Genomic DNA, 16,245 nt, shown 5'->3' on the forward strand with positions numbered 1-16,245 from the left:
GCTTGCACTATTTAGTACACAACCGCGATTCTGGCCGGTCGAATGTATGCTCTGTCGTCATACGCACAAGACCGCCTAACAGGTGGCTCATGCGTCGTGAGCTGACTTTGATATTCATCGTTGGGCACTCATCGTGTGCTCACCGGGTATCCATCAGTTCTCTGACCCGCTTTCATCATTGTTCGGTGTGTTGGTGTTTTCTGCACGGCACGCAGTTAATGCTGCTTCAAGTGCTTCAGTATCGACTTGATTACGAAAAGCACGGTGAAACGCACGCTTTTGTAGTGCCGTTGATAAACACCCCGGTTCGCGATGCACCCATGCACCCCGTCCCGGTAATACGCGGCGGTCATCAAGCACCACTGATCGGGAATCAACGGTGCTGTCATACGCAATGCGCACTAAGTTTGTAGTCTTTTCGCGCGTGCGACATCCGATACATAATCGGACCGGTTTATGGTTGGCCATAGCCCTCCAGACCTATCAAACGCACGTCGACCTGTACTAGTCTAACTCAATTCGTCTCGTTGATGCCAAAGCACTTAGTCGTCAGCTGATGCTTGTGCCGCAGCCTGCTGTTCGTAGGCGGACTCGCCCATGATGTCGATACGCCATCCAGTTAACTTTGCGGCCAACCGAGCGTTCTGACCTTCTTTCCCGATCGCTAGCGATAACTGGTAGTCGGGAACAACGACGGAAGCAGATCTCGTGGCTTCGTCGACGCCATAAACTTTGACGACTTTAGACGGTGACAACGCGGCCGTTATGAATTTCACTGGATCTTCAGAGTGGTCGACGATGTCGATTTTCTCGTCATTGAGTTCAGTCATGACCGCTCGGACGCGGGCGCCCATCTCACCGATGCACGCGCCCTTCGCATTGATACCAGGTTCTTTTGCACTGACGGCAATCTTCGTGCGGTGTCCTGCTTCTCTCGCGACCGCGGATATCTCCACTGTCCCGTTAGCGATCTCCGGGACTTCGAATTCAAACAGTTTCCTGACAAGACCCGGGTGAGAACGCGAAAGCGTGACTGACGGCCCTTTATTACCCCGACCTACCGAGACCACATAGGACCGCAGTCGAGTACCGTGCGTATAGTCTTCTCCCGGAACCTGTTCGGCAGGTGGCAAAACAGCCTCTACGCTACCCAAGTCGACCTGGATCATATGGGGGTTGGTACCCTGCTGAATCACTCCGGATACAAGCTGGTCTTGCTTGTCCCTGAACTCCCCCAGGACTTGATCATCTTCGGCGTCTCTCAAACGCTGCACAATAACCTGTCGTGCGGTCGAAGCCGCCACTCGACCAAAGCCGGACGGAGTATCGTCGAATTCTCCAATGGGTTCGTCGTCGTCACCGTATTCAGTGGCCCAAATGGTGACTTTGCCCGTCTTGGTGTCAAGCTCAGCACGTGACTGCTGAATCGCGCCTGGAGATTTGTGGTAGGCCAACAAGAGCGCTTGCTCGATTGTTGGGATGAGCTGCGCCAGCGGAACCTCATGTTCCGTCTCGAGCACTCGAAGCAAGGAAATATCGATATCCACCAGGTTCCTCCGTGGGGTTCATTCACTTGTGATTCTGTTATATCGTTCAGTTATTTTTTGAATACTGTCCGAGTATCCTGGCTATTTTAGCTGAACTTGTACGATCGCGTTAGAAAGCTGCTCGTACCGATAATGCTGTGGATCAGAGTACTTCACCGGCATACCTTTTTTCGCCCCGGGGATGACCTGCACCAGCTCAACACCATCACCGTCAACGCTGTGGATCTTGGCATCGATTGGTTCATCGCCATCAATCATGACGTTCACCACACGTCCAAGGTTCTTTTCCCAGTGGTGCTGACGCACCAACGGCCGGTCAGTACCCGGTGTCGAGACTTCAAGCGTATATGTCTCTGTGCCAATCTCAGGAATGTCATCCCCTTGCGCATCGAGAGCGGAGGATATCTCGTGGGTTACGTCGGCGATAGTGTCGAGAATAACGCCATCGCCATCATCGATTCGGTCTACAAAAACCGACAACACTCGATCGCCCGGTGCTCCCCCAACGACAACTTCTTCGCACCAGAGTCCATGACTTTCAACAATGCCCCCGATAAGCGCTTGTAACTCGGATCGTTCCAGAGCATCCAGCTCAGATACTGCTGGTTTGGACTCAGAAGAGTTTGTTGCGAAACTACGACGGTTAGCCATAATGCGTTGATGCACTCCTTGTAGTGTTTAGTAGTACAGTTGTACCAATCCCGGGGTCGTCTTGGTGTTGTTGTAGATAACTGTGACACAATACTGTGATGTGATGGAACTGAATTCAAGCGCCCCGACGGCGACTTCTCGTCTGCGAATATTTCGTAGACTGGTTGCAATGTTTGTGACCGCCGCTCTGGTTGGACTTGGCATTTGGGTTGGATCCAGTTATATCCGGGGCACTAGCGGGGTCGCTCCTTCTGATAGTGAGCTCACGGCCTCGCAGCATACGAGTCATCTCGTTCGATCGCTACGTATTTCAGCAGCTTCCACTACAACGCCACCAAACATTGATTCTATTCCCGAAGCTGCGGCTGACGTTGAATCACTTGAATGCGGGACGCGCTTTTCAACGGCATTAGATGATGCGGTTGTTCACATGGCCGGTATCGATTATCTGTCGACCGTAGCCGGGGCTCGCTCACTCGATGTCGAACCATGGCGAGTTCTGCAAACCCAAGCTCATACTGGTGCCACCGCGCTCCAACAGGTCTTTCCTCAAGAATGTATGCCACAGGTTCCGGTGAGTTACTCGCTGGAGGCAAATTTACGATTTGCCGATGCCATCAGTATTCGTCAAATGCTCCTATATTCAGAAGAGCTTGTTGAAGAATGGTCACAGCTCTACTTACTCGCAGAGACCACGGAGGAACGAGCGATCGCTCTGGCGGGCCTCTGGCAGGTCGTGAGTTGGGAAGTTTCAGCTTCACCGGGTCGATCCCCTTTTTCCCTCGGTTGGTAGTACCTAGCCAGCTCAGACTTCAGCGCTGAACACGCAAAACCGCCAGCCACACTGGCTGGCGGTTTTTCGCGTGTCGCTCGAAGACCTCTTGCTAGCTATTTTGATAGGTGCGTACGAGGTTCACCACATGATCAAGTGCATCCTCCAATGGAAGATCTTCGCGGGTGTCCGCAAGTCGATCTTTGAGCTCCAGAGTGCCTTTGGCAAGGCCCCTGCCCACAATTAAATGTAGGGGGACACCAATGAGTTCTGCGTCTGAGAATTTTACGCCTGCCTGCGCTTTTCGGCGATCATCATAGAGCACCTCGACCCCGGCAGCTTCCAGCTTGGAGGCAAACTCTTCAGCGGCTTCGAAAATCTGGTCATCTTTACCCGTGGCAACGATGTGCACGTGAGCGGGTGCTACATTCATTGGCCAGATCAGCCCTTTGTCGTCGTGATGGGCTTCAGCTAGCGCAGCTACCGCGCGTGATACGCCGATGCCATACGAGCCCATGGTGACGACTACTTGCTTGCCGTGTTCATCCAACACCTTCAGATCCAGCGCTTCGGCGTATTTGCGTCCTAGTTGGAAGATATGTCCCATTTCCATGCCACGCCGGGTTGCAAGCGGGCCTGAGCCGTCCGGTGCCGGATCGCCATCACGGACAGCTGTCGCCTCTATAACGGCATCCCAGGTGAAGTCTCGTTCTGCAACCAAACCGAAAACGTGTTTTTGGTCTTGGTTCGCGCCGGTGACCCAGCTGGAACCGCTGACGATTCTTGGATCGACAAAGAACGGGATGCCGGTTCGAGACTTTGTGCCCAGCATTTGAACGGGCTTGCCATCTTGCACCAAGGTCGGGCCGATGTAGCCGGGAACCAGGTCGGTGTGTTTGGCAATGTCATCAGCTGTAGCTGGTTCAACTTCCGGTTCCCCGGCCACGTCAAGCGCTTCGGGAACGAAAGCTTCTAGACGCTTAACATCGACATCACGATCACCCGGTACTGCAACGACGAATACTTGACGCTGGCCACCGTCCAGAACAGCAGTAAGGACCACACATTTCAGTGTTTCCGATGCTCCCCAACTTCCGCCTTCTTTTGGAGCAAGCTCATTGGCAACATCTACCAGCGCAGCAATGGTTGTTGAAACGGGCGTGTCTTTGACTTCGGCAGCAGGTGCGTCAGTGAAGTCGGTGGCTTCTGGAACTACAGTGTCGACGGCCTCAACGTTTGCTCGATAACCGCCCGGAGATTCCACGAAGGTATCCTCCCCGGCAGCGGATGGATGTAAGAATTCCTCAGACCGTGAGCCACCCATCGCACCGGCCATGGCCTGCACGGCCACAACTTCGAGACCGAGGCGTTCGAATATACGCACGTAGGCCTGGCGGTGCTTGTCGTATGCCTCGTTCAAACCCTCTTGATCAATGGTGAAGGAATAAGAGTCCTTCATGATGAATTCTCGGACACGGAGCAAACCAGCTCGTGGTCGAGCTTCATCCCGGTATTTCGTCTGAATCTGATACAGGTATACGGGCAGGTCTTTATAGGACGAATAATGGTCTTTGACCAAGAGCGTAAAGAGCTCTTCGTGTGTTGGAGCCAGAAGAAAATCTGATCCAGAACGGTCTTGCAACCGGAAAATTCCGTCACCGTAGTCTTCCCATCGACCGGTTGCTTCATACGGTTCTTTGGGCAGTAACGCTGGGAAATGCACTTCTTGGCCGCCAATAGCGTCCATTTCTTCGCGAACGATATTCTCGACCTTATTTTTCACCCGCAGTCCTAGTGGCAGCCACGTATAACCGCCCGGTGCAGCACGGCGAATATAACCAGCACGCACCAGCAACTTATGGCTGGCGACTTCAGCATCGGCGGGATCGTCACGCAGTGTGCGGAGGAATAAGGTTGACATGCGCAAGGGCACTCGAAGCTCCGTTCGTAAACAAATTTGTGGGTATCTCGATGTATTCTACCGCAGCATTTCTTGCAGCTGATCGGTCAGTGTCAGCGATAAGGCAACGTCTGCTGGAGGTGTGGATGAGGCCACGAGGACTGTGTTTTTGTCTCGTAAGATCACCATTGATGACGCCGTGTCATCATCGCGTTCAATCTGTAGTTCAAAAGCATCGTCGGTGTGGTGATTCAGAGGCTCAATTTCAGAGTCGAGCGCTGAGCACTCGTCAATGAAGTTTTGCAATTCGGCGGTAAAAGCTTCTGCTTCATCAGCTGATGGGAACTCAAAGGCCCCAAGGGACTGCGATTCTTCCTCGTCATCTTCATCTCGAGTGCTTAACTGACCAAATCCAGAAGTTTCTGGCTTTGTCACCGTGACAGGTGGGCATTGAGATCCATCGGCGGCTTGTTCCGGCAATAGAACTGCGGTGAAAGATTCCAATGCCTCATCACCGGTCGGAATCTGTTCCGGCTTGGGGTGCTCCATGAGTTCAGCGATGTTGTCGGTGAGCACTTCCGGTGTCATTGCCGTTTCGGATGTTTCAGGAGAACTGGGGGCACTCACCGTTGGTTCCGGTGGCACAGGCTGATCGGTACAGGCTGTCAAAGCAAGTGCGCCAACAAACATCAGGGCGAAACTACGTTTCATGATTCTTCCTGCACCGCCTGTGTAATTTCTGCAAGTGTCTCGGCTGCGCGTTCGACGTCACTACTCGGTTCTACGAGGATCCAAAACACCTGTGTGTCGAATCGGACGATGACCGTCGAGGATGTGACGGAAATATTTTCGACTTCAGGTTCTGGAACATCATCCGGGGAAATCACGTAGTCGGGCAGCGCACCAGGATCCGGGATAGCTGTATCTGCCCCTTCCAAATCACCGGATAGCTCCCCGGACGAATTTAGAACTAAATCCTGATCGGATGCGGCTAGTGAATCTGGAACGGTCATTTCCTCGGCTTCAGACAACGTTGTTGCCGTGTAGTCCAGCGTCAACACGTTGGTGTCATCGATCGTAAGATCAACCGAATCACAATCACTCCACGCTGCGGTGCGCGCGTTAAAATAATTCGTTGCCTCTTCTGCTGTTTCAAATGCTGCCGCAACGACTGTTTGGGCTGCGTGGGTGTTTTCGCCGGTTTGCGAGCTAAAACCCACTACAACATCATTGGTGGTGTAATACTGTTGATCTACGATGCCAGCGCATTCTTCTGGCTCGGGTGCATACTGAGCCAGATTTGCATCTGCGGATTGCAATGTTTCTACCGCTGGGATACCGGTAGAAATGATCGCATCATCGCTCATGGCCGCACTCATCGCTTCGTGAAAGAGAGTTTGAGCTGGTACTTCAACCTCTGGTGGCGGTGTCACATCGACCGAAGAGTGCTCGCGCGGCTCAGCGCAACCGGTTAAGACCAGCGCGCCAGCGGCGACTAGAGCCAAGTGATTACGCATGGCTATTTTCCTCTCACGGTGATTAAAACAATACGGTAGCGAAGCGGTCAACGGTAGCAAAACCAACCCGTTCATACGTACGGATCGCTGCCGTGTTGTAGTCGTTGACATAGAGCGATACAACGGGAACAAGTTTCAAGGCCCGGTTAACGACCGAGGCCATGGCCGGTGCAGCGCGTCCTTGCCCACGTGCGTCGGGGCGTAGCCATACACCCTGGATTTGAATCGCGTCGGACGTGACGATGCCAAAGTCGGCTTTAAACCTCACCGCTTGTTGATCTGTTTCGATCATGGTGTGGCCTTTGGCGATAAGCTGCCGTACACGCAAACGGTATCCATTTGAGCCGTCGGCTAGCGGCGAGTAACCGAGCTCTTCGGTGAACATAGCAACAGATGCAGGCAACACAAGGTTATAGTCGGCTTCGGTGGCAGTCCGGACATTTGGGTTATCGAGCACCGAGGAATGTTCAGTGATGGTCATAAATGGCTGGTTTTTCCGTATTTCGCGAGCCGTTTGACGACCGTGTTGCAAAGCGTCCCACACACCAGTGACCGCAGGCTGCGGCCCAAAGATCGATCCGAAGTGTTCATCCAGTGCGACGAGAGCTTGACCAAAATATGCGCCGTAGTCAGGATCATCAGTTACCGGCACAATGTTTGCCCCCGCCCAGCAAGCTGCGAGCAATTGGCCAGGATGAACCGGGTCAAAGATTCCCAGAAATATACCGCGTGCAAAACCTCCGATGGGGCCCGCACGTCGCCCGGTATCAAGTATGGACTGAACGTACCCGCTCGTGACGGGTTGCTTGCTGATGAGGTTGGTCAGCGCTGCGGTATCCGAGTTCGAAAGGATGCGCACCGTATCGCCGGTGACACGTGCCACCGCGTCTTCAGCGTCTAGCAGCCAGCGCAACGTACGGGTCAGATGCCGCAAGGTCACCCTTTCTTCGGATATCGGGGGTTTTAGAACACTGTCACAGGTTTGACGAGGTCAGCAATGATCAACAATACTCCCATGCTTAATAATAAGCCGAACACCACTATCGTGAGTGGGAACATTTTTGCAATGTCAAAGGGCCCCGGATCTGCTTTACCTCGGAGCTTAGCCCAGCCCCGCCGTATCGATTCCCAGAGGCCACCGAGCACATGACCACCATCTAATGGGAGCAGTGGAATGAGGTTGAACACCATGAGTGCGACGTTGAGCCCCGCGACTAACGAAAGCAGCATGGCGCCGCGGTCAGCGATCGGGATGTCTTGCTGGGCTGCTGCTTCCCCAGCGATTCGCCCCACACCAACAACCGAGACTGGTCCGGTGGGATCTCGTTCGCCATCGGTAACCAAGACTTTTGCGGTGTCCCACAATTTAGCCGGCAGTACAGTAATGACCGAGAACGTTCCAGAAATTTGATCACCCAAAACGCCGAAGGCAGCAGTAACTGGTTGTTCGACATTTTCGATCTGCGACGACATCCCGATGAATCCCACTGACTCGATTTCGAGGTTTCCAGAAGCATCGCTTATCGGCTGGTTGAAGCGGTCCAGTTTGGGACGTTCTGTCAGTACCGGTGTGATGGTTGAACTTATGGTCTCACCATCACGTTCAAAGGTGATATCGGTGGGAGTGTTTGCTCGTTCACGAATCGCACCTGAGAGTTCGTCCCAATCCGAAACTGCTTGGTTATGGAAGTGCGTGACGTTGTCACCTGGCCGCAGTCCTGCGTCCCAGGCCGGTGACGGGTCGTCGTGTGTGTCGCATTCAGCCTGTAGCGCTGTGGCGTCTGTCGTCTCAGTCATACATTCAAAGACGTCGCTGACTTTAGTAGTGGGCGTTGCTACGCCAAATGAGGTGACAAGGATAGCTGTGATGACGAGAGCGATGACCAGATTCATGAATGGTCCGCCCAGCATGATGATCATCCGTTTCCACACGGGTAATGAGATGAATGTTCGTCCGTCATCTTGCTCGGTAAGTTCGGCTGTAGCATCCTCACGAGCTTGCTGCGCCATAGTTTGAAAATACCGTTGACGCGATTTTGAGACTTTTCTACCAGGCTTATTGGGCGGCAACATTCCGATCATGGAAACATAGCCGCCCAGTGGGATGGCTTTGACTCCGTATTCGGTTTCACCTTTTTTCGTCGACCAGAGCGTTTTGCCAAACCCGATCATGTACTGGGTGACCCGAACGTTAAACAGTTTAGCCGGGACGAGGTGGCCGACCTCGTGTAGTGCGATTGATACAGCGATCGCGACCACCATGATGAGGATCCCGACCACGGCGAGGACTATTGTCATGCGGGCACCTAGTCGAGGACCACAAGCAGTTCGATGACAGCCTGGAGAAAAGCGTCGACTTGGGCCTCATCGTAGCCGCTAGGACCTTTTTCATTACTAAAGGTCACGTTACGTATATCCTTAAGACGCACATGTTCTTCATCGTTTAAGTGACTGGTGACCCGTGCCATGCACACGTCAACTTCTTCGACGTCATAGCCTGCTGACCCGGGGTTTGCCGGGCGGAATTTTTCCCCACGTGGTCGTTCGAGTCGTTCGGTGAGGTCTTCGAGCCGATTGATGAGCTGAAGATCCCAGGCTTGTTGTCCGTGGGTCGCAATATACTCATCGCGTTCGGCCTTTCGGAGCGCATCTTCAAGACGCTCCAGTACCTGATCAACTTGATCAGTACGATAGCCACCACGTACGAGATCGAAGGTTTTTTCCTGGACGATGTCTGCGGTAATGCCTGCTTCGGTTTCGTAGGCTTGCCGCGAGCTGTCGATAAATTCGTCTACTTGCCCGGGGTGATATCCGTAATCGCGTTTAGCAACTGAGTTAAATGGCGAGGCTGTTTGAGTCTTTGACACTGCGCTTCCTTTGACGTTTAGCCCATAATTGTGGGCAGAACTACCACGAACAAGGTGTATCCAACTGGGATGGCAAATACGATCGAGTCGAGTCGATCCATAACCCCGCCGTGGCCAGGCAGGGTATTTCCCATATCTTTAACACCGAAGTCACGCTTGACCATTGAGGCCGCAAAATCTCCAGCTGTTGCTGCAATCATAACCACGGTGCCGATGATGATGCCTACCCACCAGTCGTATTCGAGCCAGTAGTGTGTGACAACCACTGATACGACGATAGCTCCGAGGAGCGACCCGAAGAATCCTTCCCACGACTTCTTCGGGGAAATTTTCGGCGCCATCCGGTGTTTGCCCAATGTGACGCCCACCAGATAGCCAAATGTATCGGAAGCCACGATGCCTAGAACAGTAATAGCAACGAGCCAGGCACCGTCTTCTACGTGCAACAGCGTAATGCCAAACGAGAGAAAAAACGGCAGCCACAGAATCGCTAACAGGGTCATTGCCATAGACGCTGCGGGCCTATCGGGTTCGCCGACCGCAGTCCAGAACACCGTCAGCAAGATGCCGCCGAACAGTGCGAACACCATGGCGTCTACCCCACCGAACCACGCGGCGATCGGTATACCGAGCCCGGCAACCAAGGCGGGCGTGAGCGCCAGATGGATGTTCTTTGTCTTGGCAACTTGTGCCAGTTCCCAGATACCGAGGGGCACTAGTACCGCAATGAGTATTGCTACCACAATGGGGTAAAAGAAAATACCGACGACAGCAGCGCCCAATAAGAGGAGCCCGACGGTAATCGCAGCCGGTAGATTACGACCAGCTCGAGATTCTTTAGTCGGTGCAACGCTTGCCGGTTGTGGCTGTGGTGTCGACCCTTCCTCGGAATCGACCTGTGTGACCGTCAGAATGGTGGATTCCTCCGGGTCAAGGTCGGCTGCCGGATCAGACCCAAAATCCAAGTCTTCCGTTTCGACAACGTCCTTGTCATCTGTTGTCGGTTCGGGTTGGGGATGCTGCTGTTTCTGGCGTGCAGCTTTTCTCCGAATCACCGTTGCTTGGGCATCTTCGAGCGCCCGACGTTCACGACGGGTTTGAGGGACAATCATCCCGGTCTCTGGGTCCCGAACTGGGTCGGGAAACCCCTCGAGTTGTTGTATGACCGGTAACTGTTCGGATTCTGGGTCTGAGTTGGACATGCGAGCTGAGGCTTCGAGAGCCTAGACCTCCATTAGTTCTTCTTCTTTGTTCTTCGCCATCTCGTCAATCTGGTCGACGTATTTGCGTGTCAGGTCATCGAGGTCTTTTTCGGCACGACGGCCTTCGTCTTCACCGATGTCGCCATCATCGACCATTTGGTCAATGAATTCTTTGGCACTGCGTCGTGCGTTTCGTACCGAGACGCGGTGCTCTTCTGCTTTGGATTTGACCAGCTTGACGTACTCCTGGCGGCGCTCTTTAGTCAGCTCTGGCATGACGACGCGAATAACTTTGCCGTCGTTTGAAGGGTTAGCGCCGATCTCCGAGGACGACAACGCAACTTCAATTTCTCGCAGTGCGGTGACATCAAATGGCGAGATTAGGATGGTCCGGGCATCCTGGACGGCAAACGATGCCAACTGTTGCAACGGTGTTGGACTACCGTAGTAGTTCACCAGCACTTTTGAGTAGAGCCCTGGGTTTGCGCGTCCGGTACGGACTGCGGCGAAATCCTCGCTGGTTGCCTCAAGTGTGCGCGCCATCGCCTTTTTGGCGTCTGATAATACGGATGCAGTCACAGTTTCTCCTTATATAAAATCTGAGGTGTGCACTAAGTCTAAAACACGCTTCGAAGTGCAGCCTTACGGTGTGACGACGGTACCAGTGGAGTCGCCCAACAGCGCTCGTGTCACGTTCCCATCGCCTTCCATACCGAATACCAACATATCCAAGTTGTTGTCTTTACACATTGTCATAGCAGTCAGGTCCATGACTCGAATATTTTTGACGATTGCCTCGTCGTAGGTGAGATGATCGAATTTTTTGGCGGCCGAGTCTACCTTGGGGTCAGATGTGTAGACGCCATCAACCCCAGATTTAGCCATCAGTACCTGATCGGCTCGAATTTCTAGGGCACGCTGCGCAGCAACAGTGTCGGTAGAGAAGTACGGTAGACCGGTTCCGGCACCAAAGATCACGACACGATCTTTTTCCATATGTCGGATGGCTCGTTGAGGAATATATGGTTCCGCCACTTGAGACATATGGATAGCTGATTGCACCCTGGTATCTACACCAGCTTGAGTCAGGAAGTCTTGAAGCGCCAGGGCATTCATGACTGTACCTAACATACCCATGTAATCGGCCCGACGACGATCCATTCCATTGATGGAAAGCTCGGCTCCGCGGAAGAAGTTGCCACCGCCAACGACAATCGCGATTTCGACTTGCCCAGCTGCTGCAGCGATTTGCTCAGCGACTGATCGAACAGTATCCGGGTCGATACCAATGGACCCGCCACCAAATACTTCGCCGGAAAGTTTCAGCAGTACCCTTCGTCGGGTTACGCCTTCGTCTTGTGCATCCCTCGGGCCGTCTTGTAAACCGCCTGGGGTGTTGATCGCTGGAGTGTCTGACACGGCAATGCTCCTATTTGTGCTGATGGTTTATAGACATAAAGAAGGGGTGATCACCGGTTGTGGTGATCACCCCCTTGTGTTAGGTAAAAACGACGCTGATTGTACCTAGTTCATTAGGACACGTGCAGTGTCAGTGAACTGACTAGGATCCAACACGGAAGCGTGCAAACGAGAGTGCTTTTGCTCCGGCTTCGTCCAGAACGCCGCCAACGGTGTTCTTGGTGTCTTTGGCGAATGGCTGGTCCAGCAGGACAACATCTTTGAAATAACCGGTCAGGCGGCCTTCAATGATGTTTTGCATTGCGCGCTCTGGTTTACCTTCAGCACGAGCAGTTTCTTCTGCGATGCGACGCTCATCAGCGACGATGTCTTCTGGAACCTCGTCACGGTTGAGGTAGGTCGGGCTCATAGCAGCAATGTGAACAGCAACATCGTGAGCTGCCGTCTGAGCTGCTTCGCTGTCTGCATCCACTGCAAAGAGAACGCCAACCTGGGCTGGCAGGTCTGCAGATGTACGGTGCAGGTAGGGGTCGACGTATGCGCCTTCGAGGCGTGCCAGACGACGAACTTCAACCTTTTCGCCGAGCAGTGCGCCTTCTTCTTTGACGTATTCGCTCAGTGGGTTGCCGTTGTAGTCAGCGGCCAGCAGATCGTCTACCTTGTCCGCACCGGATGAAACAGCAACTTCGAGAACGGTGTTGCCGAGTTCAATAAATTTATCGGACTTCGCAACAAAGTCAGTTTCCGAGTTTACTTCGACCATGATGCCAACGCCGTTATTAACGGTGGCAGCAATCAGGCCCTCTGCGGCAGCGCGACCTTCGCGTTTGGAAGCGCCCTGCAGACCTTTGACACGGATAATTTCCATGGCTTTGTCGACATCGCCGTCAGCTTCGTCGAGAGCCTTCTTGACGTCCATCATGCCTGCGCCAGTACGCTCACGCAGGGCCTGAATGTCTTTGACTGTGTAGTTCGCCATTACAGATATCCCATTCCTTGGATGTTCGTTGCGGGTGTCACCCGCGAGTCTAAAAACGAAACGTGATTGTGTGGATTAGTGGTCTTCCTTGGCAACAGGCTGCTCGCCTTCAGGTGTAGCTCCGACTTCTTCTGCAACTTCTACAGTTTCCTCGTCAGCTGGAGCTGCTGTCTGATCTGCAGCTTCTTCAGCCTGGCCGGACTCCAGCAGTTCGCGTTCCCACTCAGCCATGGGCTCTTCAGCGGCACCTGACTTACCCTTGCCCTGGTTGCGGGCCATCAGACCGTCGGCAACTGCATCGGCAATAACACGGGTCAAGAGGGCAACGGAACGGATCGCGTCATCGTTACCCGGGATTGGGTAGGTGACTTCGTCTGGGTCAGCGTTAGTGTCCAGGATGGCAACGACGGGGATACCGAGTTTAACGGCTTCGTCAATCGCCAGGTGTTCTTTCTTGGTGTCAATGACCCACACAGCAGAAGGGGTGCGAGTCATGTTGCGGATACCGCCCAAATTCGACTGCAGTTTGTCGAGTTCACGACGAAGCAGCAAGAGTTCCTTCTTGGTGTGGCCGGAACCAGCTACGTCGTCGAAGTCAATTTCTTCAAGCTCTTTCATACGCTCAACGCGCTTGGAAACCGTAGCGAAGTTGGTGAGCATACCGCCCAACCAACGATGGTTAACGTAGGGCATGCCGACGCGGGTCGCCTGCTCAGCGATTGCTTCTTGGGCCTGCTTTTTCGTACCTACGAACAGGATATTCCCACCGTGAGCAACAGTTTCCTTAACGAACTCGTATGCACGGTCAATGAAAGACAGGGACTGCTGCAGATCAATGATGTAAATGCCGTTGCGCTCAGTAAAGATGAAACGCTTCATCTTCGGGTTCCAACGACGTGTCTGGTGGCCGAAGTGGACACCAGAATCCAGCATTTCACGCATGGTTACGACTGACATGGTCGCTCCTTCAAGGTCTATCCGCGTGCGGATTGACCCTCTAGTTATCGGTTCAATATAAACAGCTGACTTTCTCAGCTTCCTAGCGTGAGAGCGATCTTCTCGGGAATCACCGTTGACCAGAACATTCCGGACCGAAAGGTGTCACTGCAACCCTGGGGTGCACATCTCACGCGCGTAGTCAATTAGGCACCCACAGAGTAGGCGCACAATTGCTCCAACCAGCATACCTTATTGAGCAAACGCTTTTGCGCCTTGTGTGATGCTTTGCACACGAAGCGTTAGAGGGCTCTGACACTATTGCCGTGTGTTCCCCATATCAGCCCGATTCGGGAATTCCTCCTGCGCACGTGCCTGTATTTCCGGATCCGGAAACTAGATCCGCTCTACGGTTTGACTTCAGGCAACATTGGCGTTATCCACATTTTGCTGGTTCCTGGCCCACTCTCGATCCCGATGATGCAAGATACATACATGCAGTACATCTCCCCCACCGACTCGTCTCCCAGTCCTCGTTTTTCCAAAACAATTGTGGCTTGCATTTGGAAAACACTCATAGTGGCATTGCTGTTGTTTGGGATGCCAGCGGCTCACGCCTCCACTGAGCGCCCAGATCTTATACCGCCCGCCGGTAGGTGGCTGCCTCCCATTGAAGCAGCTCATGAAACAGATGTACTGGCACCCTTTGTCCCACCAGACATGCCATGGTCGAGCGCTCATCGAGGTATCGATATAGCTACGTCTAGCACAGAGGTGGTCGCCCCTGACAGCGGCGAGGTGACGTTCGTAGGGGTCGTAGTAGATCGACCTGTCATTACCATTCGACACAGTGACGGGTTGGTCTCATCCTTAGAACCAGTGTCTTCCGATCTAGCCGTTGGAGATACAGTATCCCAGGGCCAGTTGGTCGGCGAACTCTCTGATGAGTCACCACACTGTGCTGCCCAGTGCGTGCACTGGGGTGTCCGTAAGCTAAATGCTTGGCAGATTGGAGCGACCACACGGGATCTATATATAGACCCGGCTTTTCTCTTAGGTTGGACTGAACCATCAGTCTTGTGGCCTATCCACTCAGATCCGACGTTCTAGGACATTCGTCGGCTGCGGCGTTGATGAATATCTTCGGCTATTCCGACTAGGGCCTTAGCGGAGTCTTCCCACTGAAATGTCTGCGCTTGGCGCCTAGCAGCGATTGATGCACGGATGAACGCTTCATCATTTTCTAATGCAGTTACGGAATCCGCTACTTCACCACTCACATGTGACGACTGAAGATTTACAAATTGTGCACCTGGGTTGAACCTACCGCCGATCTCCTCGAAAATTTCTAGATTCGAGAGGATGACCGGTGTTCCTTCGGCCATGGCCTCAGCGACCGGCAGACCGTAGCCTTCAGAACGAGATAGCGTAACTAAAGCCATGGCTTTTCGGAGCAAGGTGCGATAGGCCGAGTCATCGATGCCATTATGGAAACACAACTGGTCTGCTCGAACCCCATAGCTATCCGCTATGTGGAAGTAATCCTGTTGTCTGGCATCAGATATGCGAGAGCACAAATGCAACTGATACTCCGGTAGATACCTGAGTGCCGCAATCAACGATTCCACGTTTTTGTACTCCATGAAGGAGCCCATGTAGATCAGGATTTTTTCCCGTCTACCGGCCGGGTCGCGTGGGCGCTCAACTAGTGGAGGCGCGTTGGAAATAACGTGGACGGGTCGGCTGGTCAGGTGATGCCTCCGGATCAACCGCTGGCTGGTTTTAGAAACAGTGGCTACAGCATCGGCTCTATTGAGCAGTAAACGCTGTGGCGTATAAGAGAGATGATAGGCGTACCAGAGCCCTCGTACTGCCGGAGGGAGATTCCGTGGCGGAGATCGGTGCTGGTAATAAATAAGATCATGAAGCGTCAAAATCAGCCCAAACTTTCGTCCAACTGAACCGATCGTTTGCATCGGGGAAAAAACCACGTCTGGCTCATATACATTGATTTTCCGCGCCGCCAGGGGTTCTTTCGGGGACGTCGGAGCATGGAGTTCAACGACATCAACGTTTGAAGGCAAAAAATTACGTTGAGCAGGATCGTGAATGATAACCGTTGGCGTCATCTGTTGCGCTACCGCATGAATCAGGGAATGACTAAACCGTGAAATTCCGTCATGAAAATCGGTTCTGATGTACCGGCCATCCATGAAAAATCTCATTGTCACTCCCCGGCGATTTCCTCTGCTCTAGCTGTTTCTGTCAGACGTCATCGCACAGCAGTGTTTGAACACCTCATGTTCGAAGTATGTTCTATCGGTCTCAATGACACCGACATCGTCGTAGGGTGTGCGGGACTTGAACCCGCGACCAAAGGATTATGAGTCCTCTGCTCTAACCGACTGAGCTAACACCCCTCGCGTGCCGCTACGCAGGCCAGGACAACATCTGC

17 protein-coding genes and 1 tRNA gene are annotated in these 16,245 nt (G+C 53.2%); 2 read left to right on the plus strand and 16 right to left on the minus strand.

What is annotated here, in order from left to right; translation table 11 throughout:
• Positions 1–153: 153 nt before the first annotated feature.
• From G583_RS0100305 to G583_RS13285, 3 genes are all read right to left on the minus strand, one after another.
• Entirely contained in the window at positions 154–468 is a 315-nt protein-coding gene (locus G583_RS0100305; RefSeq protein WP_022869194.1) for a YlxR family protein, read from the minus strand.
• A 74-nt stretch (positions 469–542) separates the two neighbouring features.
• Complete coding sequence (nusA, locus tag G583_RS0100310; RefSeq protein ID WP_022869195.1) at positions 543–1,547, minus strand: transcription termination factor NusA; 1,005 nt, start codon at positions 1,545–1,547, stop codon at positions 543–545.
• A gap of 81 nt (positions 1,548–1,628) precedes the next feature.
• Positions 1,629–2,198, minus strand: coding sequence for a ribosome maturation factor RimP (locus tag G583_RS13285; protein WP_022869196.1), 570 nt, complete (start codon positions 2,196–2,198; stop codon positions 1,629–1,631).
• A 169-nt stretch (positions 2,199–2,367) separates the two neighbouring features.
• Between G583_RS13285 and G583_RS0100320 the strand changes: the two genes are divergently transcribed.
• Positions 2,368–2,991 (plus strand): hypothetical protein, encoded by a 624-nt coding sequence (locus G583_RS0100320; RefSeq protein ID WP_022869197.1) that lies wholly within the window; start codon positions 2,368–2,370, stop codon positions 2,989–2,991.
• 91 nt (positions 2,992–3,082) lie between these two features.
• Here the strand turns inward: G583_RS0100320 and G583_RS0100325 are convergent, their stop codons facing one another.
• The 11 genes from G583_RS0100325 to rpsB all read right to left on the minus strand — a co-directional run bounded on the left by G583_RS0100325 (position 3,083) and on the right by rpsB (position 13,811).
• A complete protein-coding gene (locus tag G583_RS0100325) occupies positions 3,083–4,903 on the minus strand; it encodes a proline--tRNA ligase (protein ID WP_022869198.1) in 1,821 nt (606 codons plus the stop codon).
• A gap of 45 nt (positions 4,904–4,948) precedes the next feature.
• Entirely contained in the window at positions 4,949–5,581 is a 633-nt protein-coding gene (locus G583_RS0100330) for a hypothetical protein (protein WP_022869199.1), read from the minus strand.
• Entirely contained in the window at positions 5,578–6,387 is an 810-nt protein-coding gene (locus tag G583_RS0100335) for a hypothetical protein (protein WP_022869200.1), read from the minus strand. The genes G583_RS0100330 and G583_RS0100335 overlap by 4 nt, the downstream gene beginning before the upstream one ends.
• Before the next feature lie 22 nt (positions 6,388–6,409).
• Positions 6,410–7,321 (minus strand): GNAT family N-acetyltransferase, encoded by a 912-nt coding sequence (locus G583_RS0100340; protein WP_156832022.1) that lies wholly within the window; start codon positions 7,319–7,321, stop codon positions 6,410–6,412.
• A gap of 29 nt (positions 7,322–7,350) precedes the next feature.
• Complete coding sequence (locus G583_RS0100345) at positions 7,351–8,685, minus strand: M50 family metallopeptidase (RefSeq protein WP_022869202.1); 1,335 nt, start codon at positions 8,683–8,685, stop codon at positions 7,351–7,353.
• Positions 8,686–8,693: 8 nt separating this feature from the next.
• On the minus strand, positions 8,694–9,254 hold the full coding sequence (locus G583_RS0100350) for a DivIVA domain-containing protein (protein ID WP_022869203.1): 561 nt from the start codon (positions 9,252–9,254) through the stop codon (positions 8,694–8,696).
• A 17-nt stretch (positions 9,255–9,271) separates the two neighbouring features.
• Positions 9,272–10,456 (minus strand): phosphatidate cytidylyltransferase, encoded by a 1,185-nt coding sequence (locus G583_RS13290; RefSeq protein WP_022869204.1) that lies wholly within the window; start codon positions 10,454–10,456, stop codon positions 9,272–9,274.
• A gap of 21 nt (positions 10,457–10,477) precedes the next feature.
• Positions 10,478–10,999: a ribosome recycling factor gene (gene frr, locus G583_RS0100360; RefSeq protein ID WP_051129614.1), complete on the minus strand. Its 522-nt coding sequence runs from the start codon at positions 10,997–10,999 to the stop codon at positions 10,478–10,480.
• 99 nt (positions 11,000–11,098) lie between these two features.
• On the minus strand, positions 11,099–11,857 hold the full coding sequence (gene pyrH / locus G583_RS13295; protein ID WP_040894678.1) for a UMP kinase: 759 nt from the start codon (positions 11,855–11,857) through the stop codon (positions 11,099–11,101).
• A 160-nt stretch (positions 11,858–12,017) separates the two neighbouring features.
• Positions 12,018–12,854, minus strand: coding sequence for a translation elongation factor Ts (tsf, locus tag G583_RS0100370; RefSeq protein ID WP_022869207.1), 837 nt, complete (start codon positions 12,852–12,854; stop codon positions 12,018–12,020).
• A 75-nt stretch (positions 12,855–12,929) separates the two neighbouring features.
• Positions 12,930–13,811, minus strand: a complete 882-nt coding sequence (gene rpsB / locus G583_RS0100375; RefSeq protein ID WP_022869208.1) for a 30S ribosomal protein S2 — start codon at positions 13,809–13,811, stop codon at positions 12,930–12,932.
• A 699-nt stretch (positions 13,812–14,510) separates the two neighbouring features.
• Here rpsB and G583_RS0100380 point away from each other — a divergent pair.
• Entirely contained in the window at positions 14,511–14,900 is a 390-nt protein-coding gene (locus G583_RS0100380; RefSeq protein WP_245540584.1) for a M23 family metallopeptidase, read from the plus strand.
• Here G583_RS0100380 and G583_RS0100385 read toward each other — a convergent pair.
• Positions 14,897–16,015 carry a glycosyltransferase gene (locus G583_RS0100385; RefSeq protein WP_029629114.1) on the minus strand — a complete coding sequence of 373 codons (1,119 nt, stop codon included), beginning with the start codon at positions 16,013–16,015 and terminating at the stop codon, positions 14,897–14,899. The two genes, G583_RS0100380 and G583_RS0100385, sit on opposite strands and share 4 nt — an antisense overlap.
• A gap of 121 nt (positions 16,016–16,136) precedes the next feature.
• Positions 16,137–16,210: transfer RNA gene (locus G583_RS0100390), tRNA-Ile, on the minus strand.
• Positions 16,211–16,245 lie beyond the last annotated feature (35 nt).

It is taken from the genome of Yaniella halotolerans DSM 15476 (assembly GCF_000420805.1).
GTDB lineage: Bacteria > Actinomycetota > Actinomycetes > Actinomycetales > Micrococcaceae > Yaniella > Yaniella halotolerans.